This window comes from Mesorhizobium sp. M0195 (genome assembly GCF_040322115.1).
In the GTDB taxonomy this organism is placed as follows: domain Bacteria; phylum Pseudomonadota; class Alphaproteobacteria; order Rhizobiales; family Rhizobiaceae; genus Mesorhizobium.
On record NZ_JAMYSV010000016.1, the window covers coordinates 16,479 to 39,149 of the forward strand.

At 63.4% G+C, this 22,671-nt stretch carries 22 protein-coding genes; 13 read left to right on the forward strand and 9 right to left on the reverse strand.

Features of this window, described 5'->3' with window-relative positions; all coding sequences use genetic code 11:
• Positions 1-58: 58 nt before the first annotated feature.
• Entirely contained in the window at positions 59-484 is a 426-nt protein-coding gene (locus NKJ12_RS24620; RefSeq protein ID WP_352705604.1) for a MerR family transcriptional regulator, read from the reverse strand.
• Between the two features lie 62 nt (positions 485-546).
• Between NKJ12_RS24620 and NKJ12_RS24625 the strand changes: the two genes are divergently transcribed.
• Positions 547-1,293, forward strand: a complete 747-nt coding sequence (locus NKJ12_RS24625; RefSeq protein ID WP_352705606.1) for a cation efflux transmembrane domain-containing protein — start codon at positions 547-549, stop codon at positions 1,291-1,293.
• Positions 1,294-2,105: 812 nt separating this feature from the next.
• Positions 2,106-2,750, forward strand: a complete 645-nt coding sequence (locus NKJ12_RS24635; protein ID WP_352705608.1) for a peroxiredoxin-like family protein — start codon at positions 2,106-2,108, stop codon at positions 2,748-2,750.
• 364 nt (positions 2,751-3,114) lie between these two features.
• Here the strand turns inward: NKJ12_RS24635 and NKJ12_RS24640 are convergent, their stop codons facing one another.
• Entirely contained in the window at positions 3,115-3,423 is a 309-nt protein-coding gene (locus NKJ12_RS24640; protein ID WP_352705610.1) for a hypothetical protein, read from the reverse strand.
• A 132-nt stretch (positions 3,424-3,555) separates the two neighbouring features.
• On the opposite strand from NKJ12_RS24640, the gene NKJ12_RS24645 reads away from it, so the two are divergent.
• The 6 genes from NKJ12_RS24645 (at position 3,556) to NKJ12_RS24670 (ending at position 9,218) form a co-directional block, all read left to right on the forward strand.
• Positions 3,556-4,995: a LuxR C-terminal-related transcriptional regulator gene (locus NKJ12_RS24645; protein WP_352705613.1), complete on the forward strand. Its 1,440-nt coding sequence runs from the start codon at positions 3,556-3,558 to the stop codon at positions 4,993-4,995.
• Positions 4,996-5,088: 93 nt separating this feature from the next.
• Positions 5,089-5,853, forward strand: a complete 765-nt coding sequence (locus NKJ12_RS24650) for a pseudouridine synthase (protein ID WP_352705615.1) — start codon at positions 5,089-5,091, stop codon at positions 5,851-5,853.
• 156 nt (positions 5,854-6,009) lie between these two features.
• Positions 6,010-6,357 carry a hypothetical protein gene (locus NKJ12_RS24655; protein WP_352475589.1) on the forward strand — a complete coding sequence of 116 codons (348 nt, stop codon included), beginning with the start codon at positions 6,010-6,012 and terminating at the stop codon, positions 6,355-6,357.
• Complete coding sequence (locus tag NKJ12_RS24660) at positions 6,358-6,912, forward strand: RES family NAD+ phosphorylase (protein ID WP_352705618.1); 555 nt, start codon at positions 6,358-6,360, stop codon at positions 6,910-6,912.
• Positions 6,913-7,062: 150 nt separating this feature from the next.
• Positions 7,063-8,454 (forward strand): NfeD family protein, encoded by a 1,392-nt coding sequence (locus NKJ12_RS24665; protein WP_352705620.1) that lies wholly within the window; start codon positions 7,063-7,065, stop codon positions 8,452-8,454.
• A complete protein-coding gene (locus NKJ12_RS24670) occupies positions 8,451-9,218 on the forward strand; it encodes a slipin family protein (RefSeq protein ID WP_352705623.1) in 768 nt (255 codons plus the stop codon). The genes NKJ12_RS24665 and NKJ12_RS24670 overlap by 4 nt, the downstream gene beginning before the upstream one ends.
• A 39-nt stretch (positions 9,219-9,257) precedes the next feature.
• On the opposite strand, the gene NKJ12_RS24675 is transcribed toward NKJ12_RS24670, so the two are convergent.
• Positions 9,258-10,187 carry a LysR family transcriptional regulator gene (locus tag NKJ12_RS24675; protein WP_352705708.1) on the reverse strand — a complete coding sequence of 310 codons (930 nt, stop codon included), beginning with the start codon at positions 10,185-10,187 and terminating at the stop codon, positions 9,258-9,260.
• A 105-nt stretch (positions 10,188-10,292) separates the two neighbouring features.
• On the opposite strand from NKJ12_RS24675, the gene NKJ12_RS24680 reads away from it, so the two are divergent.
• From NKJ12_RS24680 to NKJ12_RS24690, 3 genes are all read left to right on the forward strand, one after another.
• A complete protein-coding gene (locus tag NKJ12_RS24680; protein WP_352705625.1) occupies positions 10,293-11,303 on the forward strand; it encodes a zinc-dependent alcohol dehydrogenase family protein in 1,011 nt (336 codons plus the stop codon).
• A gap of 115 nt (positions 11,304-11,418) precedes the next feature.
• Positions 11,419-11,814, forward strand: a complete 396-nt coding sequence (locus NKJ12_RS24685) for a transposase family protein (RefSeq protein WP_352705627.1) — start codon at positions 11,419-11,421, stop codon at positions 11,812-11,814.
• Positions 11,748-12,509: an ISAs1 family transposase gene (locus NKJ12_RS24690; RefSeq protein WP_352705710.1), complete on the forward strand. Its 762-nt coding sequence runs from the start codon at positions 11,748-11,750 to the stop codon at positions 12,507-12,509. Before NKJ12_RS24685 ends, NKJ12_RS24690 begins: the two co-directional genes overlap by 67 nt.
• A 201-nt stretch (positions 12,510-12,710) precedes the next feature.
• Here the strand turns inward: NKJ12_RS24690 and NKJ12_RS24695 are convergent, their stop codons facing one another.
• Genes NKJ12_RS24695 through NKJ12_RS24705 form a run of 3 tightly spaced genes read right to left on the reverse strand, consistent with a single transcriptional unit; the run spans position 12,711 to position 16,494 of the window.
• Positions 12,711-15,032, reverse strand: coding sequence for a xanthine dehydrogenase family protein molybdopterin-binding subunit (locus NKJ12_RS24695; protein ID WP_352705629.1), 2,322 nt, complete (start codon positions 15,030-15,032; stop codon positions 12,711-12,713).
• The gene (locus NKJ12_RS24700; protein ID WP_352705631.1) at positions 15,029-16,012 is read right to left on the reverse strand and encodes an FAD binding domain-containing protein; all 984 of its coding nucleotides are present in this window, start codon (positions 16,010-16,012) and stop codon (positions 15,029-15,031) included. Before NKJ12_RS24700 ends, NKJ12_RS24695 begins: the two co-directional genes overlap by 4 nt.
• Positions 16,009-16,494: a (2Fe-2S)-binding protein gene (locus NKJ12_RS24705; RefSeq protein ID WP_352705633.1), complete on the reverse strand. Its 486-nt coding sequence runs from the start codon at positions 16,492-16,494 to the stop codon at positions 16,009-16,011. Before NKJ12_RS24705 ends, NKJ12_RS24700 begins: the two co-directional genes overlap by 4 nt.
• 723 nt (positions 16,495-17,217) lie before the next feature.
• Between NKJ12_RS24705 and NKJ12_RS24710 the strand changes: the two genes are divergently transcribed.
• Positions 17,218-17,850, forward strand: a complete 633-nt coding sequence (locus tag NKJ12_RS24710; protein ID WP_352705635.1) for a TetR/AcrR family transcriptional regulator — start codon at positions 17,218-17,220, stop codon at positions 17,848-17,850.
• Positions 17,851-17,868: 18 nt separating this feature from the next.
• On the opposite strand, the gene NKJ12_RS24715 is transcribed toward NKJ12_RS24710, so the two are convergent.
• Positions 17,869-18,309: a lipid-binding SYLF domain-containing protein gene (locus NKJ12_RS24715; RefSeq protein WP_352507169.1), complete on the reverse strand. Its 441-nt coding sequence runs from the start codon at positions 18,307-18,309 to the stop codon at positions 17,869-17,871.
• A 264-nt stretch (positions 18,310-18,573) separates the two neighbouring features.
• Between NKJ12_RS24715 and NKJ12_RS24720 the strand changes: the two genes are divergently transcribed.
• On the forward strand, positions 18,574-19,509 hold the full coding sequence (locus tag NKJ12_RS24720; protein WP_352507168.1) for a hypothetical protein: 936 nt from the start codon (positions 18,574-18,576) through the stop codon (positions 19,507-19,509).
• A 29-nt stretch (positions 19,510-19,538) separates the two neighbouring features.
• On the opposite strand, the gene NKJ12_RS24725 is transcribed toward NKJ12_RS24720, so the two are convergent.
• Together NKJ12_RS24725 and NKJ12_RS24730 are read right to left on the reverse strand one after the other, a co-directional pair.
• Entirely contained in the window at positions 19,539-21,062 is a 1,524-nt protein-coding gene (locus NKJ12_RS24725; RefSeq protein WP_502905728.1) for a serine hydrolase, read from the reverse strand.
• Between the two features lie 171 nt (positions 21,063-21,233).
• Complete coding sequence (locus tag NKJ12_RS24730) at positions 21,234-22,667, reverse strand: coiled-coil domain-containing protein (RefSeq protein WP_502905733.1); 1,434 nt, start codon at positions 22,665-22,667, stop codon at positions 21,234-21,236.
• Positions 22,668-22,671: the final 4 nt, after the last annotated feature.

Consider the following 22,671-nt stretch of genomic DNA (forward strand, 5'->3'; position numbering starts at 1 on the left):
CATTCTGTGAAGGTGCGCCGGTTGCCGCCGCCCGCGAACGCTGCCATCACCTCTCCGATCAACTTGCCGCCAACTTCCCATGCGCATGCGTTCGGTCGGCGAGCGTTTCGATCACGCGACACTCGCCGACCCGCCCGCAGGCGCATTCCTCGACCATCTTCCGCAATTCCCTGCGCAGAGCCTTGAGACTGGCGATGCGCTTCTCCACCTCGACCAGCCGCGCCTTCGCGATCTCGTCGGCGCGGGCGCATGATTGATCCGGATCATCCTGCAGCGAAAGCAGCATACGGATCGCATCAACCTCGAAGCCGAGTTCTCGCGCGTGCCGGATGAAGGCAAGCCGCGCTACTGCCCTCCTTCCATAGCGTCGCTGCTTTCCTTCGGTTCGACCCGTTTCGGGCAACAGGCCAATTTGCTCGTAGTAGCGGATCGTCGGTATTTTCACCTCCGCGCGACGAGACAATTCACCGATCGACAAATCCATAAAAAGCCTCTTGAACCTCTAGCCACTAGAGATCCTACAGTGTCTTCATTGAGGAGTCACCCATGTCTGAAGCTTGCTGCGATCATAAAACCAAAAGCTGTGCGGGACCGCCGCCGCTGGTTCTGCCGGCGAAGCTGCACGGTCATTCGCATGATCGTGCAGCGGAAGCCTCATGCTGTTCGGGCGGCGTGCCGGTCTTTGACGGCATGAACCCGCGCTACAAGCGTGTGCTGTGGACGGTCATCGCTATTAATGCGGCCATGTTCCTGACCGAAATGACTGCCGGCTCACTTGCCGGTTCTCAGGCGCTGAAGGCCGACGCGCTGGATTTCCTCGCCGACACCCTCACCTATGGGCTGAGCCTCGCGGTCATCGGCGCGAGCTTGAGGACGCGCGCAACGGCTGCGCTGCTCAAGGGTCTGTCGCTCAGCCTGATGGCGCTTTGGGTTTTCGGCTCGACCGTCTATCAAACGCTGATCCTCGGCGTACCCAGCGCGGAAATCATGGGCATCATCGGCTTTCTGGCCCTTGCCGCCAATCTTGCTTCCGTTGGTTTTCTGATGCCCTACAAGGATGGTGACGCGAATGTCCGCTCGGTTTGGCTGCGCTCGCGCAATGACGCGATCGGCAACATGGTGGTGATGGCCGCAGCTGTCGGCGTCTGGAGTACGTCAAGCGCATGGCCGGATCTGGCCGTCGCCGCACTTATGGCCGGTATCTTTCTAACCTCATCGGTGCAAATCCTGCGGCAGGCCTGGAGCGAATACCGCGAAGGCGCACCAGACCGAACGACTGTGCCTGCCGAATGATCTGTTGGTTATGTGGGCAAGAGCGGATGTCCAGGATACCCGTCTCGTTGTCTGTAATCGGGTCACGGAGCGACGCTTTGTGAAAGCGCCGCTCCCTGTCTTCTGCACGATCCCCGCCTGATCACGCACGCTGCCGGAAAGGGCGACGTCTCCGACGGTGATCGTGACCAGGTCGCAACCCCGCAGCTTGCTGTCGATGGCAAGATTGAACAGCGCAAGATCGCGTTCCGCACCTGATACTGCAGTCGCGTTCGGATGCTCCAGACCTCTCGTGCCTTGGGCGGAGGCTTCTGACGACGATGTGACCCGTGTTCCAACTGCGCATGGTTCTTCTCCTATGCCGCCCTCCACAGCCGCAGCGCCCGATGCGGGCCTGCGAAATTGCAACGTCTAACCTGGAGCCGCCTCCCAGGATTCTGTTCGGAAGGTTACCGACTTGCGCCGCGTCCGATGAAGTGGACCACGCAATGCGCGCAGTCGCGCCATTCGCTGCGCCTCTAAAAAGCGAAGGGCTCAAGTCGACCAAGGAACGCCCATCTGGAGCATAAATCGACTTCGCCGCTGGGTCGCCCCCACGGATGAGGCGACCCACTGTTCCGCGGCGCTCGAGACGGCTCGCGAAACGGACGACCCGCAGATGAATTTTCGTGTTATGATGAGCTTGCAACACGCGTAATCTCGACCTCGGCAATATGGCAGAGGTCGAAAGCTATTGCCTTGGCACAGGAAGCTTTCGCCCCCGGCAACTTGATCGCCTCCGAAACGCTGGGTGTGCTGCTTTCCCTGACTGACCCAGGGCGAGGAGGTTGTCCATGTCCACGAGTAGTGTTGACCGCCCGCTGCAGCCGGGCGACCGGGCACCGAATGTTGTGCTCAATGCGATCTCACGCGAAGGCAAGATCGCGCTCGATGATTTTCGAGGCCGTAGCCCGTTGTTGATCGGTTTATTCCGAGGCCTGCACTGTCCGTTCTGCCGGCGCCATGTCGCGGCGATGGCGCAACTTAAGCCGGCCCTGCGTGAGAAAGGCGTCGAATGCCTGGCGGTGGTCAATACGCCAGTCGAGCGGGCGCGGCTCTATTTCCGTTACCACCCGGCACCCGATCTTCTCGCCGCATCCGACCCGGAGCGGGCCTCGCACCGTGCCTTCGGCTTGCGCGAGGTCGGGATGGAAACGGTCATGGCGATACCGTTCCATCTCCCGGGCGAGTTGCCCGAGCCTATGGACGTCATGGCAATGAATGAATTTCTTAACAAGAAGGAAGGTTATGAGATTACGGAAGTCGATCAGCAGGCGATGGCTTCCAGCCAGGCGCAGCTTGTCGGCCAGTTCCTAATCGACCGGGCGGGCATCGTACGCTGGAACTTCACTGAAGTTCTGGAGGATGGCCTCAACACCTTCAGAGCGCCGAATCCCGAGGAATTGATCTCGGCAGCTTCCGAAGTTGCACATACTTAGGCTGCGGAACCAGGCTGCTGAAAGCTCGCTCGACGAGCACCGAACTGTGGTGATTTTGGATTCAACCATCATCGAGATGCTCAGGCGCGGAGGGCTAACGGCCGGCTGGCGTGCCGTCCAAGTGGTACAGCGCGTGGTCCAGGCGGAGTGGCGCATGGTCGTCTTCGATCCCCATCAATGGTTTGCTGCCCGGGTGTGTACCCGGCGCGTTTACCTGAGGTGTCGCCCGGTGTCGGGCGGCAGCATCGGGAAGATTTCTGGGCGCGTTGACAGCGCACGGCGCTGAGCGGATCAAGATGGATCCGGCCCGGTCTTCTGCTCAACATTGCCGAAAGCTTGCGCCGCAAAGGGGGATCGCTGGTTGCTAGCGGGCGGCGAGCTTGTCGGACCGTTTGCAATACAAGCGGACGCCGACGGGCACGATCTCATAGCCGGCGTTGTTCAACTGGAGCTTCATCTCCTCGAAATGCCGCTTTGAGCCGCTGACGATCGATTCAGGCGTGTAGTCCCAGCCGTTGCGGGCGGCATTGGCCAGGATGTCGGCGTAGAGTCGCATGCTCGTGATTTTCACATCCGATTCCAGCACCTGCCTGCATCCTCTTGCGAACGACGGCGACGGGGCCGCCGAAGAACTCAAAATCGTGCATGCAATAACGACCGAAACGGTACGCATGGAAGCCCTCCCCTGACTACAGCTGTTGCTGCGGGCGATCTTGCAGTTTGTGCGTCAGCGGCGGCATCGGGCAGATGCAGTATTCGACCCCCTGCATTTGTAGTATTCTTCCGCTGGGGATGGGGTTCCAGCATGATGCTCAACGACGCTTCGAAAGCGCAGGCGCTCGACGCCTTGTCGGGTCGCGAGCGCGCGGTTGCGGAAAAATTCGCGTCCGGTATGACTTACCGTGAAATCGGCAAGGCGCTTTTCATTGCCCCGACCACAGTTCGCACTCACCTTGCGAGCATCTACGAAAAGCTCGGCGTACGGACCAAGATCGGGCTTGCGACCTACTTTAGCGGTATCCCGCGCGCGTCGCAGGAAGCGCTTTTGCCTTTGTCCGAAGCCCCGCCAGCGCTTGCCATATTCCCGATTGAATGCCTCAATTCCGAAGAGCGATGGCGTCGCTTTGCCGATGGCCTGTCGTCGGACATCACCATCGACCTGGCGCGCTACGCAGGCCTGCCTGTCATAGCCTTTCACACGATGAAATCACTGGGCAGCAAGCCGGCCGATTTTGCCGCGGACGGTAAGACGCTCGGCGTCACCTATATAGTTTCGGGCCGGTTGCGCGCCGACGACCAGAGGGTTCGCTTGACGATAGAGCTTGCCGATGCTCGTAACGGCGTCAGCCTGTGGAGGGAGCGCTACGACCGGCCTGTCGAGGACATTTTCCAGCTGCAGGACAGCCTGACCGAAAGCATCATCAATGTGTTTGCCGGCAGTTACGGAACCCTCGCTACCGTCGGCCGCAACGCGGTTCGCCGCAAGCCGCCGGCCAGCCTGCGCGCCTATGATTGCTATCTGCTCGGTGTAGAACAGCACACGACGTTCAGCCGCGCCGGCAATGCGGCGGCGATCCGTCTGTTTTTACGAGCGCTGGAGCTTGACCCCACTTTCGCCAACTGCTGGGCCGAACTCGCCTATGCCTATTCGATCGAGGCCTGCAACGGCTTTGGCGACGACGTGCTGACCTCGATCGAGAACTGGCGGACGGCGGCCGAAAACGCACTGCGCCTCGACCCGACGGACAGTTGCGCCCACGCGTGCCTTGGCAACCTCAGAGCATGCCTTGGCGATCTCGAAGGAGCGGAGAGCGCCCACCGGCGCGCTCTCGAATACGGCTTCAATCATGCCGGCATATTGCCGCTACTTGCCGGCAGCAAGGCGCTTGTCGTTGGCGATCCGGCCGAGGCAATTCCGCTCATCGAGCGTGCCATGCGGCTTAACCCACTGGCCCCGCCCTGGTATTTCGGCATGCAGGGCCGCATTCTGTTCGCCGCCGGCAGACACCGGCAAGCCATTGCAGCGCTCCGCCGGAGTTCGCCGGAGTCGCCGGACGTGCTGATGTTTCTCGCGCTCGCGCATGCGGCCACGAGTGAGGCCGGCGAAGCGGCCAGGTTTGCCGCCCGTTTGAAAGCCGAATTCCCCGAATTTTCGGTCGAACGCTTCATCACTGCCTATCCCGTGACCAATCCGGATGCCGTGCTGGCCATACGCGACGCCGCAAGGCTGGCAAGGCTCATCTAACAGGGCCGCATGCATCCGAGGCGACATTCCAGTCCTTGCGTGGACACAGTCGGCAGCCGGTTATACTGGAAACGCGTAACGAGAACCAACGCCATGTCGCCGCGACCGATCATTGCCCGGCAGCGCCCTGCCCCCGGGACCCAACCTCCCGGCGTCAGCCTCTGTCGCGCGTTGTCGAAGCTTGGCCTTTGCTCGCGCAAGCAGGCCGAGCTTCTGGTTGCCGAGGGCCGCGTGCGGGTCGCCGGCAAGATCGTGCGCAACGGCTCGATGCGCGTCGATCCAGGCCGCGACCGCATCGAGGTCGACGGCCGCCGCGTCGCCGCCGAGCGCAAGGTCTATCTGATGCTCAACAAGCCGCGTGGGCTGGTCACCACGCGTGTCGACCCGCAGGACCGCGGCACCGTCTATGATTGCCTGGCCGGGCTCGACCTGCCTTTCGTCTCGCCCGTCGGCCGCCTCGACAAGGCCAGCGAAGGCCTGCTGTTGATGACCAACGACACGCGCCTCGCGCAGCGCCTGCTCGACCCCGCCTCGCATGTCGCCAAGACCTATCACGTGCAGATCGGCGCCCTGCCCGACGAGGCCATGCTGGCGCGGTTGCGCGCCGGCGCGACAGTCGACGGCGAATTGCTGACGGCCCGCTCGATCGAGCTGCTGCGCGGCGGCACCAGCACCGCCTGGCTGGAAATCGTGCTCGACGAGGGCCGCAACCGCCATATCCGCCGGCTGCTCGCCGCCCACAACGTCGAGGTGCTGCGCCTGGTCCGGATCGCGATCGGATCTCTGCAACTCGGCGACCTTGCCAAGGGCAAGGTACGCCATCTGACCGCCGAAGAGCTGGCGCTGCTTCGGGCCTGAGCGACCAGGCACTGGAGACCCGTCGAACCGAAGCGGCAATTGACATTTGCATCTCCGTTTCATATTTTCCATTTGTGAAACCGAAATGCGCCGATGCAGTCAAAGTGTCAGGCTGACACGCATGGGCGAAGCTGGCTTGGAAGCCGGAGAGAAAATATGGCTACGGCGTTGCGGACGGTTCCCAGATTCCTGGACGAATTGGGCACGTTTGGCGGTCTCAAGGGAACCGATATTGCAAACATCACCGACGTGTCCAAGGCCACGGTTTCGAGGTGGAAGGCCGGCGACATCAAGCCCCAGCCACGCAGCGAGCTCATTCTATCGGATCTGCACTATATCGTCGGCCGACTGCAGGAATTCTACGAGCCAAGCGATATCCGCACCTGGCTTTACGCTCGCCACCCGCAATTGAACGGTGAAAGGGCGATAGATCTCATTCACGACGACCGTGCTCTCGACGTGCTCAAAGTCATCGATCGGCTTGAGAACGAGGTCTTTCTCTAGTTGGCGATCGCCGGGCGGAAACGACGCGATAGCCGGCTCATCGACGCTATCGAGGCAATAGTTCCGGTCGAATACTCCGGAACGGTTTGGCGTGTCGTGCGCCAGGGCCGCAGCCCGATCCAATGCTCGAGCTCCGGTGGCCGTTGGGACGATGGAACATTCGACGTGCTCTACACCTCGCAAGAGCGCGAAGGTGCCTTGAGCGAGATGAGATTCCACCTGACGCGGGGGCAGCCAGTGGTCCCTTCACGTGTCAGATACAATCTCTTCGAGATCGATCTTTCTTTGGACCGGACGCTCAGATTGCTCGACCTGGCCGCCTTGCAGACCCTTGGCCTCGACACCTCGCGCTACGGCCAGCTTTCGTATCACGAAAAGCACGCCGAATATCCGAGGTCGCAAGACATCGGCGAGGCCGCATATTTCCTCGATTATGACGGTCTGATCGTGCCCAGCGCGCGATATGACTGCCTGAACGTCGTCGCGTTTTGTGATCGGCTGCCGGCCGGGGCGATAACGACAAGAACCGATCACGGGGAAATCGACCGGACTTAGCGGCGGGTCCGCCGCCGTCAGGTAAGGCCGCCGACCTCGTCTATGTGGCGCGACATGTCGTCGGGTCTGCACAGCCGCGGGACGTCACCCGCCGCGAAGCGTCATGGATTTCGGCAAAATCCAGCCCATATCCTAGGTGGAGCTTTGAGCGTGAAACTCGCGCGTGCGGTTTTGCTTGCCGCGGCTTTCGTGGCTGTTGCGGCCGTTTGTCCCTCTTCCGCAACCGGAGAGGCGAATGGCCGGGAGAAAATTGCGTTGCGCGTCGAGATCGACGGCGCCATCGGTCCGGCGAGTGCCAGGCAGCTCGAGGAAGCGCTGGCGGTGGCCGCGGACCGAAACGTCGAGGCTCTCATCCTGCAGATGGACACGCCCGGCGGGCTGGTCACCAGCATGCGCGAGATGATCGCCGGCATCCTCGCCTCGCCGGTTCCAGTCATTGGCTATGTGGCGCCCGCCGGCGGGCATGCGGCGAGCGCCGGGACCTATATTCTCTACGCCACCCATCTGGCGGCGATGGCGCCCGGCACCAATCTGGGCGCGGCAACGCCGATCGAGATGGGCGGGCCGCTGCCATCGTTTCCCGGTGGCAAGAACGATGGCCCCGAGGGGGACAAGGACAAGAAGAACGCCCCCGCGGGCGATGCGATGATCGCCAAGGCGACGAACGATGCCGTTGCCCTGATCCGCAGCCTGGCTGAATTGCGCGGGCGCAATGCCGAATGGGGAGAAAAGGCCGTGCGCGAGGCGGCCAGCCTGTCGGCCGGCGCGGCGCTGCAGCAGCATGTCATCGACTTCCTCGCCCGCGACACCACCGAGCTGCTTCAACTGGCCGACGGCCGGACCGTCGAGATCGCCGGCAAAAAAGAGGCATTAGCGACGAAAGGGCTGCCGGTCGAAACGCTCGAGCCAGGCTGGCTCATACGGCTACTCGCCGTCATCACAGATCCGAACATCGCCGTCATCCTGATGCTGGTCGGCGTCTATGGCCTCGTCTTCGAGTTCACGAGCCCGGGCGCGGTCGCGCCCGGCGTCATCGGCACGATCAGCCTGCTGCTCGGGCTCTATGCGCTCAATCTCCTGCCGATCAGCTATGCCGGCCTGGCCTTGATGCTGCTTGGCATCATCTTCCTGGTCGTCGAAGCCTTGAACCCGACTGTGGTCCTTGGGCTGGGAGGCGTGGCTGCGTTTCTGCTGGGTGCAGCCATGCTGCTCAGGATCGAGGGGCCCGGCTTCGAGATGTCGTGGGCCGTTATCGGCACCGCCGCCGTCCTGACGCTCGGCCTGGCACTGTTGACCGGCAGCTATCTGTGGGCGGCCCGCAAGAACGTTCCGCGTGTTGGCGCACAGGCCATGCAGGGTCTGCCGGCGGAGGTCCTCGACTGGCAGGGCAGCGAGGGCCACGTGCTCGCCCGGGGCGAGCGCTGGCGGGCAAAAGCCGACGAACCGCTTGCAGTGGGCGACAGCGTCGAGGTGGCCGATGTCAGGGATCTTGTGCTGACGATACGGCGCCGCAATGTGAGAAGCGATGGAGCAAGGCAATGATCATCGGTTATGTGGCCTATCTGGCAGCAGCGCTCGTCGTGGTCATGTTCCTATCCGCGGCCATTCGCATCCTGCGGGAATATGAGCGCGGCGTGGTCTTCACGCTCGGCCGCTTCACCGGGGTCAAGGGCCCCGGCCTTATCATCCTCATCCCCTTCGTGCAGCAGATGGTGAAGGTCGACCTGCGAGTGGTGGTCCAGGACGTGCCGCCGCAGGACGTGATCTCGCGCGACAACGTCTCCGTGAAGGTGAACGCGGTGCTGTATTTTCGTATCGTCGACGCTGAGCGGGCGGTGATCCAGGTCGAAGACTTCATGACCGCCACCAACCAGCTGGCACAGACCACGTTGCGCTCGGTGCTCGGCAAGCATGAGCTCGATGAAATGCTGGCCGAACGTGACAAGCTCAACAGCGACATCCAGGAGATACTCGATCAGCGAACCGATGCCTGGGGCATCAAGGTCTCCGATGTCGAGATCAAGCATGTCGACCTCAACGAGAATATGGTCCGCGCCATCGCCAAGCAGGCCGAGGCCGAACGGCTGCGGCGTGCCAAAGTGATCAATGCCGACGGCGAACAGCAGGCGGCGGCAAAACTCGTGGAGGCCGGCAAGATGCTGGCCGAGACACCGCAGGCCATGCAGCTGCGCTATTTCGAGGCTCTCCATGACATCGCCGGTGAGCGCTCGTCGACGGTCGTGTTTCCGGTGCCGATGGATCTGCTCGGTCATTTCATCAAGCAGGGTGGAGGCGGAGGCGGCTGAGCGCGTAATCTCCCGCCTCGAGGAGGGAGATCAGCACCCTCACCTCCGCCACGGCGGGACCGGCGCAAAGCGTTTGCCGATCCAGTCGGCGAAGGCACGTGTCTTGGCGGCTTGCCCCTTGGCCGAAGGCATGACGACATAGACGGCGCCCTCATCGGCAAGCGTCCAGTCCTCCAGCACTGGCACCAGCCGGCCGTCGGCGAGCTCGCGTCCGACCAGCCAATCCGTGCTCATCATCAGCCCGACGCCTTGCACGGCGGCTTCGACCAGCACCTCGGCATCATCGGTGACCAGCGGGCCGGAAACCTCGATACTGACGCGCCGGCCCGAACTGTCGGTCATCTCCCAGGCCGGAAAGGTCTGGAAGCCTGAGAAGCCGAGACAGCTGTGTTCCAGCAGCGCTTCAGGTTCGGTCGGCGTGCCCCGGCGGGCGAGGTAGGACGGTGCCGCGCACAGCAGCCGCCGCCGTGTCGCGACCTTGCGCGCCACCAGCCGCGAATCCTCCAGTGCGCCGAGACGCACGGCGACATCGAAATTCTCGGCGACGAGATCGGCGAAGCGGTTGGAGAACTCGGCCTCGATACGAACGTCGGGAAATTCGGCGAGAAACTGCGGCAGCAGCGGGGCGATCCACATGCGCCCGAACGAGCCGGGCAGAGCCAGCCGCAGCACGCCGCGCGGCCCGCCGCCGGCATGCGCCGACGCGGCAGCCTCGGCTTCGTCGACCGCGGCCAGGATGGCGCGGACGCGGACGAGAAATTCCGAACCCGCCTCGGTCAGCGACACGCTTCGCGTCGTCCGGTGCAGCAGGCGCACGCCCAACCGCTCTTCCAGCGAGGCAAGGCGCCGCGACAGGATCGTCGCGTCGCGGCCGATGCGAGCCGCCGCCTTGGTAAACGAGCGTGCTTCGGCGATTGCCGCGAAGGCGGCCATTTCGGCCAATACTGCCGGTTCGTACGATTGCTGCATCACGCGCAGAGCTCAAATGTAAAAGCCAAGGATTATATACCAATAGCGCAGCAGCTAGTTTCACTCAATCCCGGCCCGTCAATCGGCCATCAACCGGAGTGAGACATGAAAGTGATCGAACTGACTGCCCCGAGACTGGACGCGTTTCGCGCGGCCACCGTTCCCACGCCTGAACCGCAGCGCGGCGAAGTGCTGATCCGCCTGCGCGCCGCAAGCCTCAATTTTGTCGATGTCGCGATAGCGAGCGGCAACTATCCAGGTCCGAGCTTTCCGCTCATTCCCGTCGTCGACGGCGCCGGCGAGATCGTCGGCATCGGCGAGGGCGTGTCGAGGGTCGCCATCAACGACCGCGTCATCGCCCACGCAAAACCGCGCTGGATCGGCGGCCGTCCCCGGCCTTACGAGACCAGAGAGATGCGCGGCCTGACGCTGCCCGGCTCGCTCGCCGAGTATGTCGCGCTGCCGGCCAATGCCGTCGTGCCGATGCCGGCGCATCTTTCCTTCGAAGCGGCAGCGACGCTGCCGATCGCCGGCACCACCGCGTGGAATGCGCTTCGCGCCGCCGATGCCGGGCCGGGGTCGGTCGTCGTCCTGCTCGGTACCGGCGGTGTCTCGATCCTGACCCTGCAGCTGGCCAAGGCAGCCGGCGCGACGGTCATCATCACCTCGTCGTCGGACGAAAAGCTGGCCCGCGCCAAGGCTTTGGGTGCTGATCACCTCATCAATTATCGTCAGACGCCGGACTGGGACGCCAAGGTGCTCGAGTTGACCGACGGCCTCGGCGCCGATCTGATCGTCGAAACCGGCGGCTCGGCCACCTTCGCCCGCTCCATCAATGCCGCGGCGCCTGGCGGCACGGTGTTCGCCATCGGCTTCGTCACCGGCGCCGAGGCCACCACGAACCTGCTGCCGATCATCATCAAGGCACTCAAGGTGGTGGGCAACAACACCGGTTCGGTATCCGACCTGCGCGACGCGGCGCGCGCCATCGGCGCCGCCCATATCGATCCGGTCATCGACACGGTCTACAGCCAGCACCAGGCGACCGAGGCCTACGCCCATATGGCAGCTGGCGGCCGCCATTTCGGCAAGCTTGCGTTCAGCCTGTCGTGGTGAGCCTGGAGAAGGCGCCGTCGCTGAAGCTGCCGATCTCCCCCTTGCGGGCAGGGGAATCGCATATGGCGATTTTGGGGTTGAGTTTAGGCTGAGAAAGGATTCTTTGGAGAGGCAGTTGAGCGAAGGAGCGACTGCCATTTCCTGCCTTGAGAGCTACTTTGGCGCGGTGCCTGATCCACGCGCGCCCAACGCCACGCACCGGCTTGGCGACCTGATCGTGATGATGATCGCGGCAAGCCTGTGTGGTGCCAGCAATGCGACGGAGTTCGCGCTGTTCGCGCAGGAGCGCAAGCAGGCGCTGTCGCGGCTGATCGACTATGACGCAGCTCCCAGCCACGACACCTTCTCGCGGCTGCTGCGCCTGCTCGACCCGGAGGCCTTTGGTCGCGCCTTTGCGCCTTTGCCGCAGCTTTCGCCCGAGCCAGCCGAGAGACGCCCGAGGTGGTGTCGCTTGACGGCAAGGCTTTGCGGCGGGCCTACGAGAAGGGCTTGGCAGCCAGTCCGCCGTTGACGGTGTCGGCCTTCGCCGCCGAGACCCGGCTGTGCCTGGCGGCAGTCTCGCCGAGCGCTGGTGAGAACGAAGTCGAGGCCGCGCTCAAAGTCGTCGAACTCATTGATCTTACGGGCAGATTGGTCACCGCCGACGCGCTCCACTGCCACACCCGCATGGCTGCGGCCATTACCCAAAGAGGTGGCGATTACCTGCTTGCGCTGAAGGGCAACCGTCGTCATTGGCTGCGCCGTGCCAACCTGCAACTGGCCGACGCCACCCCTTCCATTGCCGAGCGGACCGAGACCAGCCACGGCCGCAACGAGTGGCGGCAAGCCGAGATCGTGGCGGCGGCCGAGCCGCTGATGCCCGGCCACCGGGCCTTCATCCGCATCACCAGCCGGCGCGATCAGGCCAGGCCGTTGATGCGCCTGTTCATGGCCTCCACGCTCATGTCGCCGCAGCGGGCGCTCGACCTCACTAGAGCTCATTGGCACATCGAGAACGGCCTGCATTGGATGCTTGATGTCCATTTCGATGAGGATCTCAGCCGTGCCCGCAAGGATAATGCTCCCGCCAACACAGCCCTTCTCAATCGCCTCGCCAGAAACATCCTTCAGACCGCCGATGCTGCCAAAGTCCCCATCAGCCATCGCATCAAGAAATGCGCCTGGAACGACGACTATCTCATCAATGCCATCACTCATATGCGATAGCCCTGCCCTCGTGGGGGAGATGTCCGGCAGGACAGAGGGGGGCGCGAAGGATCGCCGGCATTCCGGTCGACCTATGATGAGCTGAGAAATTTGGGCAGTTATGTGAACAGCGATGGAAGAGGTCGGCGGGACAGCGCCCCCCTCTGCCCTGCCGGCCATCTCCCCCTCAAGGGGGGAGATTGGCACCTTCGCCGTCTGCCCCTAAATCAGCTTCTCCAGCGTGATCGGCAGGTCCCGCACCCTTTTCCCGGTGGCGTGGAACACCGCGTTGGCGATCGCCGGCGCCACGCCGACAATGCCCAGTTCGCCGACCCCCTTGCCGCCAAGCACCGAGGAGTGCGGATCGGGAATACCGACCGAGATCACCTCGATATCGGGAATGTCGGCATTCGTGGCGATGAGATAGTCGGCGAGATTGTTGTTGACGATGCGCCCATGCCGGCGGTCGACGATGCCTTCCTCGAGCAGCGCCTGGCCGATGCCCATGATGATACCGCCCTTCCACTGGCTTTCGGCGAGCTTGGGGTTGTAGAGCCGGCCCGAATCCAGCGCCGACACCACACGCGACACACGAACCGTGCCAAAGTCCTCGTCGACGCGCACCTCGATGAAATGCGCGCACCAGCTGTAGCGGGAATAGTCGCCCTCGGTGTGTGGCAGCGCCATGGCTATGGTGGTGTAGTTCTTGTAGCGGTCCTCGACCGTCGAATTGGCCGGCATGGTGTCGCCCTTCGCCTCGATATGCTCGCGCCCGACGCTCCTGAGCAGTTCGGCGATGGAAACTTCAGGGCCGTTGCCGCGCGGTGAAGCGATGCGGCCATTGGCGACGACGAGCGTGTTGGCCTGCAGTGCATGGAACGGCGAAGCCGGATCGCTGATGGCGAGCCCGATCAGTTGGTCGAGCGCGGCACTCGCCGCCTTGTGGGCGGCGCCGGTCATCACCCCGGCCAGCCGCGAACCGCCGGTGACGCCGGCACGGGCATAGCGGGAATCGCCAAGCTTGACGACGACGTTTTCCGCCGGCACGCCCACCACCTCGGCGGCGGTCTGCGCCAGGATCGTGTAGGTGCCCTGCCCCATGTCGATCGATGAGCTTTCGACCTCGACCGAACCGTCGGCGAGAATGCGCACGACCGCCTCGCCATAGGCGCGCCGCACCGGGTAGGTGCCGGCGGCGGCACCCCAGCCGATCAGCTGGTTGCCGTCGCGCATCGAACGCGGCTCGGGGCTGCGCTTCGACCAGCCAAAGGCTTCGGCGCCGGCGGCGAACGCCTCACGCAGCTGCCGTGTCGACCACGGCTTCTTGGCATGCGGGTCCTGCTCGGCATAGTTCCTTAGCCGGATTTCCAGCGGATCGATACCGACCTCATAGGCGAGCTCGTCGATGGCGCTTTCGATGCCGAAAGCGCTCGGGTTCTCGCCCGGCGCGCGCAATGCCCCCGGCACCACCGTGTTGACCCGCACGACGTTCTGCCGCGACGAGAAATTCGGCGTCGCGTACATGACCGAGGTGACCGAGCCGAGCGGCTCGACCCACATGCCGTCGACAGAGGTCTCGTTGACGCCGCGATGCACGATCGACTGGATTTTGCCGTCGCGATCGGCGCCGAGCGCCACGGTCTGGCGCGTCGCCGCCCGTCCGCCATAGGCGGTGAAGGTCTGCGGCCTGGTGACCGCTAGCTTCACCGGCCGTCTCAGCATTTTCGCGGCGACTGCCGCTACAGCGCCGTAGCCATAGGCAAACGCTTTGGAGCCGAAGCCGCCGCCAATATAGGGCGAGACAAGGCGCACATTCTCGAACGGCACGCCAAACCATTCGGCATAGGTCCGCGCCATGCCGTCGACCCATTGGCTCGGCTCCCAGACCGTCAGCTGGTCGCCCTGCCACTTTGCGATCAGGCCATGCGGCTCCATCGGCGCCTGGTATTCGCGCGGCGTGTTGTAAGCGTTGCAAATCCTGACCGGAGCCGAGGCGAACGCTGTCTCCGCCTCGCCCCATTCCTTGGTCATGGCGTCGACCGGGATGCCGTCGCCGGCCTTCGGATCGCTGAGGTCGACGATCGCCGGCGCCTCGTCATAGGCGATCTTGACCAGCGCCGCGGCCGCTGCCGCCTGCTCGAAACTCTCGGCCACCACCGCCGCGACATGCTGGCCGCTGAAGGTGATGTCGCGCGCCAGCGGGCAATAGGCGACATCCGGCGGCGGCGTGCCCAGCCAGTCCGTTGCGGTTCTCAGCGGCAGGATATTGTCAGGCGTCAGCACCAGCAGCACGCCGGGCGACGCTTCGGCCGCGGCCGTGTCGATCGAACGCACCCGGCCAGCGGCAATGGTGCTCTCGACCAGCACCGCATGGGTAAGCCCCTCGAGCCGCTGCTCGACGGCGTATTTGGCGGCACCGGTGATCTTGGCCGGGCCGTCGACGCGCGACAGCCGGCCGCCGACCTGATCGGCGAGGGCGGCACCGTCCGAAGCGTCGCCGTGTTTGGCATCGCCGGGTCTTGCTCTCAACTCGTGAACGGTCATGCCGTTTCTCCCATTTTTAGGATGGCGCGGGCGACGACGCGCGGCGCCAGTTGGATCTTGTAGTGGTTGGCGCCATGGTCGACGGCGCCCTCGACGGCGAGCAGGCTGGCTTGCCTGACGACCTCCGGCTCGAGCACTTTGCCTTTCAACGCCTCTTCGACGGCGCGGGCGCGCCATGGCTTGGTGGCGACGCCGCCAAGCGCGACGCGAAGATCGCGGATCGTCCTTCCGTCGGCCTCGAACTCGATACCGACCGCGGCACTTGCCGCGGCGAATTCATAGGACTGGCGGTCGCGGACTTTGAGATAGGTCGAGCGGCGGGCGGCGGCCGAAGCGGGAATGCCGATAGCGGTGATCATCTCGCCGGGCTCGATCGCATGTTCGTTGTCGGGCGTGCTGCCCGGCAGCAGAAAAAAGTTATCGACGGCGATTTGGCGGTCACCGAGATGGACGATTGCGTCGAAAGCGACGAGTGCAACCGCCAGGTCGCCGGGATAGGTGGCGATGCAGGCCTCGCTGGTGCCGAGCACGGCATGGCCGCGGGTGACGCCGCCGATAGCCGAGCAGCCGCTGCCGGGCGAGCGCTTGTTGCAGGCGGGAAAATTCGCCGGGTCGCGGAAATAGGGGCAGCGCGTACGCTGCATCAGATTGCCGCCGATCGTCGCCATGTTGCGCAGCTGCGCCGATGCCGCCTGCCACAGCGCCTCTGAGACGGCAGGGCACCCGCTCTTGATACCGGCATGGTCGGCCACGGTGCTCATCCTGGCCAGCGCCCCGACCGTGGCGCCCCGGTCATCGATCACGATCGTGTCCAGTCCGGTGAGATGGGTGATGTCGACCACGATCTCGGGTTCGGCAACGCCGCATTTGGCGAGATCGACAAGCGTCGTGCCGCCGGCGAGCAGCATGGCGCCGGGCAGTGCTGCTGCCTCACGCGCTGCGTCGACCGAGCCGGCACGGAGATACGAAAAGTCCCTCATGATGTGGCCTCCACGGCTGCCTGGCGCACGGCGGCGACGATATGCGGATATGCGCCGCAGCGGCAGAGATTGCCGGCCATGTATTCGCGGATCTCCTCATCGGAGCCGGCATGGCCTTCGCGAATGCAGGCGACCGCCGACATGATCTGGCCCGGCGTGCAATAGCCGCACTGGAAGGCATCCTGTTCGAGGAAGGCGGCCTGCACCGCATGTAGCGCGCCATCCTCCCCGGCAAGCCCTTCGATGGTGGTGATGGCACATCCTTCGGCCTGCGCGGCAAGAGTCAGGCAGGCCAGCACGCGCTGGCCGTCGATATGGACGGTGCAGGCGCCGCACTGGCCTTGGTCGCAGCCCTTCTTGGTGCCGGTCAGGCCGAGATGATCGCGCAAGGCGTCGAGCAGGGTAACGCGCGGCTCTGCCTCGAGCTCATGTCGATGTCCGTTGATTTGAAGCTGGATCGGAGTTCGGGTTTTGCTTGTCATGGGGCGTCTGGCTCCAGTTGCTTGACGCGGGAGGGGATGATCTGGCGCCCGGCCAGCGAGCGGCAAGGTCAGCTTATGGCGAGGTGAAGGCTAATCTCCCCTTGCGGGGAGATGCCCGGCAGGGCAGCGGGGGTCCGCTTGGCTTGATGCGACCTCCGGGAGGGCCGCGGCTTGCGAGGTCGAAAGACGTGACATACCCGATCCCGTGATTACATGATCCCGTGATTACATGATAAAGGCGCTCCACAAATCGGAGGCGCCTCCGTTTATTAACTAGGAGCGTGCTCCGCCCTGTTCAAGCCCCGGATCGAAATTGATCGAAATTGGAGAAAAATGGGGGCGGGCAGCCAGCCGTCATGCCGGGGGACAAAAAAGCACCACCGGCCCAAGCCGGTGGTGCTCTCTGGACTGTCTGTAGGGGCAGGACAGTCCAATGATCCTGAGGGGATCGCGCTCAACGTGGGCTCATTTTTGCCCCACGGCATCGGCCGAACAGATGAGGAGTGCGGGCCGCGAGGAAATATCCTCCGTCGTCATCCACCGGCCGTGCACCAGAGGCGGGCAAGATGCCTCGCCTGCCGGAACGCCGGCCCAAACTCGATCCTGTGATTATAGTTACTTGCGATTATATTTGTCGGAGACGTAACGAAGGTGGAAGAGTCTGCGTTCTTGAAACGGGGCCTGCCTATCCGGTTATGCTTCGGATCAGCACTGGAGAAGAAATTGGCCGCGGAGCCGCCCGTCATACCTGGAGACAAAACCGAAACCGCCGTTGCAAAACCGCTGCGCGCCGACGCGCAGCGCAACCGCGACGCGCTGGTCGAGGTCGCGGCAAAGGCCTTTGCCGCGCATGGCGTCGACGCCTCGCTGGAGGAGATTGCGCGCCAGGCCGGCGTCGGCATCGGCACGCTCTACCGGCATTTCCCAACCCGCGAGCATCTGGTCGAGGTGGTTTATCGGCGCGAAGTGGAAGGGCTGTGCCAGGCGGCCGACGAACTCGCCCACGATCATTCGCCCGACGTGGCGCTTGAACAATGGATGCAGCGCTTCGTCGACTACATCGCCACCAAGCGCGGGCTGTCGACAAGCCTGCGCATCCTGCTCACGACCAACTCCACCCTGTTCTCCGACGTTTCGGGCAGGGTGACGCTCGCCTTGCGGCGGCTGATCGATGCCGCGGTCGCCGACGGCTCGATCCGCAGCGACGTCGATGCCTCCGACGTGCTGCATGCGCTGGGCGGCATCTATTCGGCCCCGGACACCAAGGACTGGCGCGACCGCTCGCGCCGATTGGTGTCGCTGCTGATGGATGGGCTGCGGTTTGGAGCGGCCAAATCCCGCCCATCCAAGGAATAACGAATGCAGTGACTGTCCTTATTTCAGCGAGATGCTCATACCGCTGAGATCGGCATTGACTTGCAGGCCTACCTGCCTGCCTGTGAGTTCGAGTTGGGCACCCTTGTCATTGGTCATGACGATCACCTGGGCTCCTTTGCCGAGCGCGCCGCCACCGCCCGCTGCGCCGTAAACCCCCGTCACATCCCGGGCGCGCCGTATGTGGCGCACGGTACCTTTGAAATAGGTCTTGGAGGCACCGAAGGCGAGGCCGCCCGAGATGCCGCCGACCGAGATGGGATACCGGCGACCATGGAAGGTCAGTGTGCCCTCGCCTCCGGCGCCGCCGATGAAGAAGGCCGCCTTGTAGATGGCGAAGCGGATCGTACCGCTGTCGGCATGTGCGACGCTGGCAAAGCTAACTGCCGCCGCAGTTATGACGGCAACCGCGACTGAACGAAATCTGGACGAAATCTTCATGATGAGAACTCCTCAAGATCGCCGCATGCCCAGCCGGCCGGGCACGTCGGCGCCGTATCAAAGTCATAGCTGAACAGTCTCGCCCGTCATTGGTTCCAAGCACGCGGCCTGAATCCGGCTGCGAGAAGACCGCTACGAAACGAGGCGGATGGCGAGCGTAGTCCTGGCTGTAAGAACATGACTGATGGTGGGGATGATCGTAGGTGTTGAGGCGGAATGGTATTAGTCTGCGCTGTCCTGGGGTTTCGGGAGCGCGGCAAAGGAATGGATTTCAACTCACGGCATGGCTACCTCCTGATCGGCGGCCTTATCCTGGTCGGTGCCGGGCTGCTGGTCCTTTCGCTGATCGTCAATCTTCGCGTGGCGCACAGCGTGCGCGACGACGTACGCCATCGTGAAAAGCTGCTGGAATATTATCGCAACATCTTTTCGCAGCTGGGCGTGATCATGATCGGGATTGGCGTGTCCCTGTTCATCTTCTTTTTCCAGCAGAATTATCAGGACCAGCGCAAACGCGAAGCGGAGCTCCAGCAGGTTCTCGCCAAACTGGCGGCACGTGTTGCCCGCGGCAGCGCTGTCGTGGAGGCCCTCGGCGAATTCGACGCGCTGCTGGATGATGGTGGTGCTTATGTCAGTCCGGAACACGGCGGTGACAACGCCGCTGTCAGCGCCCACGGAACGGCGCTCGCCAAGCAGGTTTCCCAGATCCTTCTGGTCGAGCGCGACGTCGATGTTCAGGGGTTCGATATCCTGAATCTGTCGCGCGATTTCGAAGCATCGTTCGTCGTCAACGAGCTCAACCCAACGCTATGGTTCAACGTCGTCCGGGACGAGAGCGACATCAAATATGCCACCACCCAGATGGCCCTTGATTACAAGGACCTGCAGGATGCGATCGGCGGCGAGCCTATCGAGGTTGCGATCGCCAATCCCGAAAAGGAGCGGAAGATCAAGCAGGAGGTGCTCGACGTGTTTTATGATGCCGACCTCCTGCGCCAGCGCAGCAGGCGGTTTCTCGGCCGCGCGTGCTGGCTTTTCAGCAAGGGGCGCGACTTCGTCAAGCTTGCACCGGCCAATGAGATCGAAGCCGATGCCAGGTCGCACCAGGAATGGATCGATCGGTCAAAAGGCTTCCTGACGCAGTTGAAGTCGGGAAGCGGCGATTGCTTCAAATTGCTCCAGTTCGGCCCGGCATCCTGAACCGGCAAGCATCGCCCGCCCGGCGGCGGCTAATCCCCCACGCGTTGCAGCGTGCCGAGACGATTGTCGTCGAGAAATTCGACGGTCATGGCCGACGCCTTGCCGTCGGGGCCGAGGGCAAAGCTGACGGCCGAAGGCCTGTCCGGCATCTCGGCATCGGGGAAGGTCACGAAGAGGTCGCGGTTGAAATGCTTCAGTGGATAGGACCGCGCACCGGCAGGCCCGACCTTGAGGACAAGAGCGTCTCCTTCGCCTGACACAATAGCATCGCCGATGAAGTCGTTGAAGTAACGGCCCGCATAGGCGCTGGCCGGCGCCGCCGGACTTGCTGGAGAGGGCGGCGCGGCATAGGTAGCCTTGGCCGCCGCAATCACCGGGCCGAACATGCCTGCATAGATATCATTCCAAGCCTTTACCTTGTCCTTTCCCAGCGTTCCGTCGAAGACGAGATCGGCGAAGCTGTCGGACAGTCCCTCCGGCACGCCTGTCGGAAAGGCGTTGGCGATGACGACGATGCCAAGCTTCTCCTCGGGAAAGAGCATCACCAGACTGCGGGCGCCGGCGCTGAAGGCGCCCGCATGACCCCAGATCGGTCCGTGCCGGCCGAATTCGACATTCCAGCCGAGGCCGTAGAAGGCCTCGCCTCCGGAGACGGGGTTCTTGCCGCGAACCATCAAGGGAATATGTGTCTGGTCCAGCGCATCGGCGGCAATGAGTCTCTTGCCGGCGTAGTCCCCGTTGCCGAGCACAAGGCGCATCCATTGCGAGAGGTCGCGTGCGGTGGAACTGACGCCGCCTGCTGGCGCCTGCGCATCCGGATAGCGCTGGACCTTGGCGGTCCACGCGCCATCGATTTTGGCGTGGAGCTCGGCGCGGTTGGCGTGCTTGATGAAGTCCGAATGACGGGAACTGGTCGAGGCCATTCCAAGCGGACGGTAGAGCTTCTCTTCGGCGACCTCTTCCCATGATTTGCCTGTCGGCTTCGCGGCCGCGACGGCACCCTCGGTCAGTCCGAAATTGCTGTAGGAATAGCCCGCGCGAAAGCTGGATGACGGCGACACGAACCGCAGGCGGCGCAGGATCTCCGCGCGGTCATAGCCGATGTCCTCGAGGTCGTCGCCGGCGGTGCCGGGAAGCCCGCTGCGGTGTGCAAACAGATCGCGGACCGTGAGTTCGCTGGTCGGATAGGGCTGAGCGAGCCGGAAAGCCGGATCGAGGTCGGCGATCTTGGAATCCCACGAAGCGATCCCGTCGCTGACCAGCGCCGCCACGACGGTGGCGGAGACCGGCTTGGAGAGCGAGGCAATCTGGAAGACCGTGTCGGCATCGACGATCTCCGGTTTTCCGGCTTCGCGATGCCCGAACCCCTTGAGGAAGATCACCTCGTCGCCGTGCACGACGCCGATGGCCAGACCGGGCACGCTACCATCCGCGACGACGCCTTCGGCAAGCAATTCGAGCTTCGACAGGGCTGCGGCGATCCTGTCGGGTGGGATGGTATCGGCCGACGCCGCCTTCGGCAAAAGCACCATGATTGCGATGAAGGCCAACATCCTCCACCGGAGGTGATTCCGGTTTGTGAACCGCCGCATGCTCAGCCCCTCCGCTTCACCGGCGTGCATTATTGCAGGCCGACGCAGGGAAGGCCAGCCTCACGGTCGACCCGCCATCCATTGACGGATGTCCGCTTCACACCAGTCGAAATGCAGACAGCCGCGCCTGAGCTAGGATGCAGCGCGCAGGCGGAGGCGCCGCCTGCCGGCGCGGGCCTTCTCCGCCACCGCGGCGGTGATCTCGACCACGCCGTCTTCACGCGGTCTGGCGTTGGTGACCTTGTGGAGCCGCTCATAGGGCAACAGTTCCTTGACTCGGGCTTGAAGCGACGCGACTTCGGCTCGCAGATCCTCGCATTCCTGCCTCTGGACGTCGAACTGTATCTGTTCGGATGCCTGTTGCAGAGAAAGCTGCGAAAAATTTGCGCTGATTGCGGAAAGGTTCATCTTGTCGTTTTCGCTCTCTTTCATGAGAGCAGACAATTTTTGCTCGACAATTTGCCTTTCGGCCACCGCGTCGCTCGCCTGGGCCTTGAGCATGGCGATCTCGCTGGCGGCTTCGCTGTTCTGGTTGGAGGCGGCCTCCAGCCGCGATCGAAGGTCCTCGATTTCAGAACGCAGGCCGGTCATCTCCGCGACACTGCGTGCAAGCTCGGCTTCCCTGTCACCGTCCCTGAGGCGGGCTGCTTCCGTTATTTCCGATAGCTTCGCCTGCCCCATATCGAGCGATTTCTGCAGCCGCATCTCCTCTTTCTCGCTCTTGCCAAGCGCGGCCAGCAGTTCCGAAAGCTGCGCGGCATCATTGGCATGGACAGTCGAGAGTTCGTCCAGCCTGTGCCGGGCCTCGGCCTCCCGTTTCAGCGCCTTGTCGAGGTCGATCGACAGGCTGACATGTTTCTCCCGCAGCATTTCGTTCTCGCGCGAGCGTCTGTTGGCCTCGACGGCTCTGGCCGAGAGTGTTTTGACAAGCTCGCCGAACTCGGCCTCGCGTTTTGCGCTCGCATTGCCTGCCACGACGAGTTCCAGCCTTGCCGCAGCCAGCGCGCCGCGAAGTGCTTCCTTGTCCTCGACCAGGCTCGCCTCGTGCTGCTGCAGGGCCTCGATAGCGCTGTCGCGCTCGCGCTGCTTTCTGGTTGCATCGTGGAGCTGTTCGGACAGCACCCTTTGCTGCGCCGTCAGGCCGGTATTTGCCAGCTCCAATTCGTTGGCGCGAAGAATGTCGCCGTGGAGCAGTTTTAGAAATTCGCCCGTCAGATGATGCGAGGTCGCGATCTCCGACAGTTTCGCATTGATCTCCCCCAGATACTCCTGCGCGTCGTGAAAGAGCCCATCGACCGCGCTTAAGGCAGCCAGCCGGGTTTGCGTATGGGGGGACAGCCTTCGTGCGGTCTCGAAGGCGTCCGCATTGGCCTCGATCTGCGAGCTGTCATCCGTTGCCGCGAGATTCTTATCCGATTCCGTCTCATCCGGCACGGTGACGTCGTTCAGCGGCGGCTGATCGTCCACGTTGAGACATTCGCTAAACGCATCCGCCAAATCGGTTTCGAGCTCCTTGAACGCTCTCTCCACAGTCTCGGCACGCTTGATCAAACCTTTGAAATTCATGACC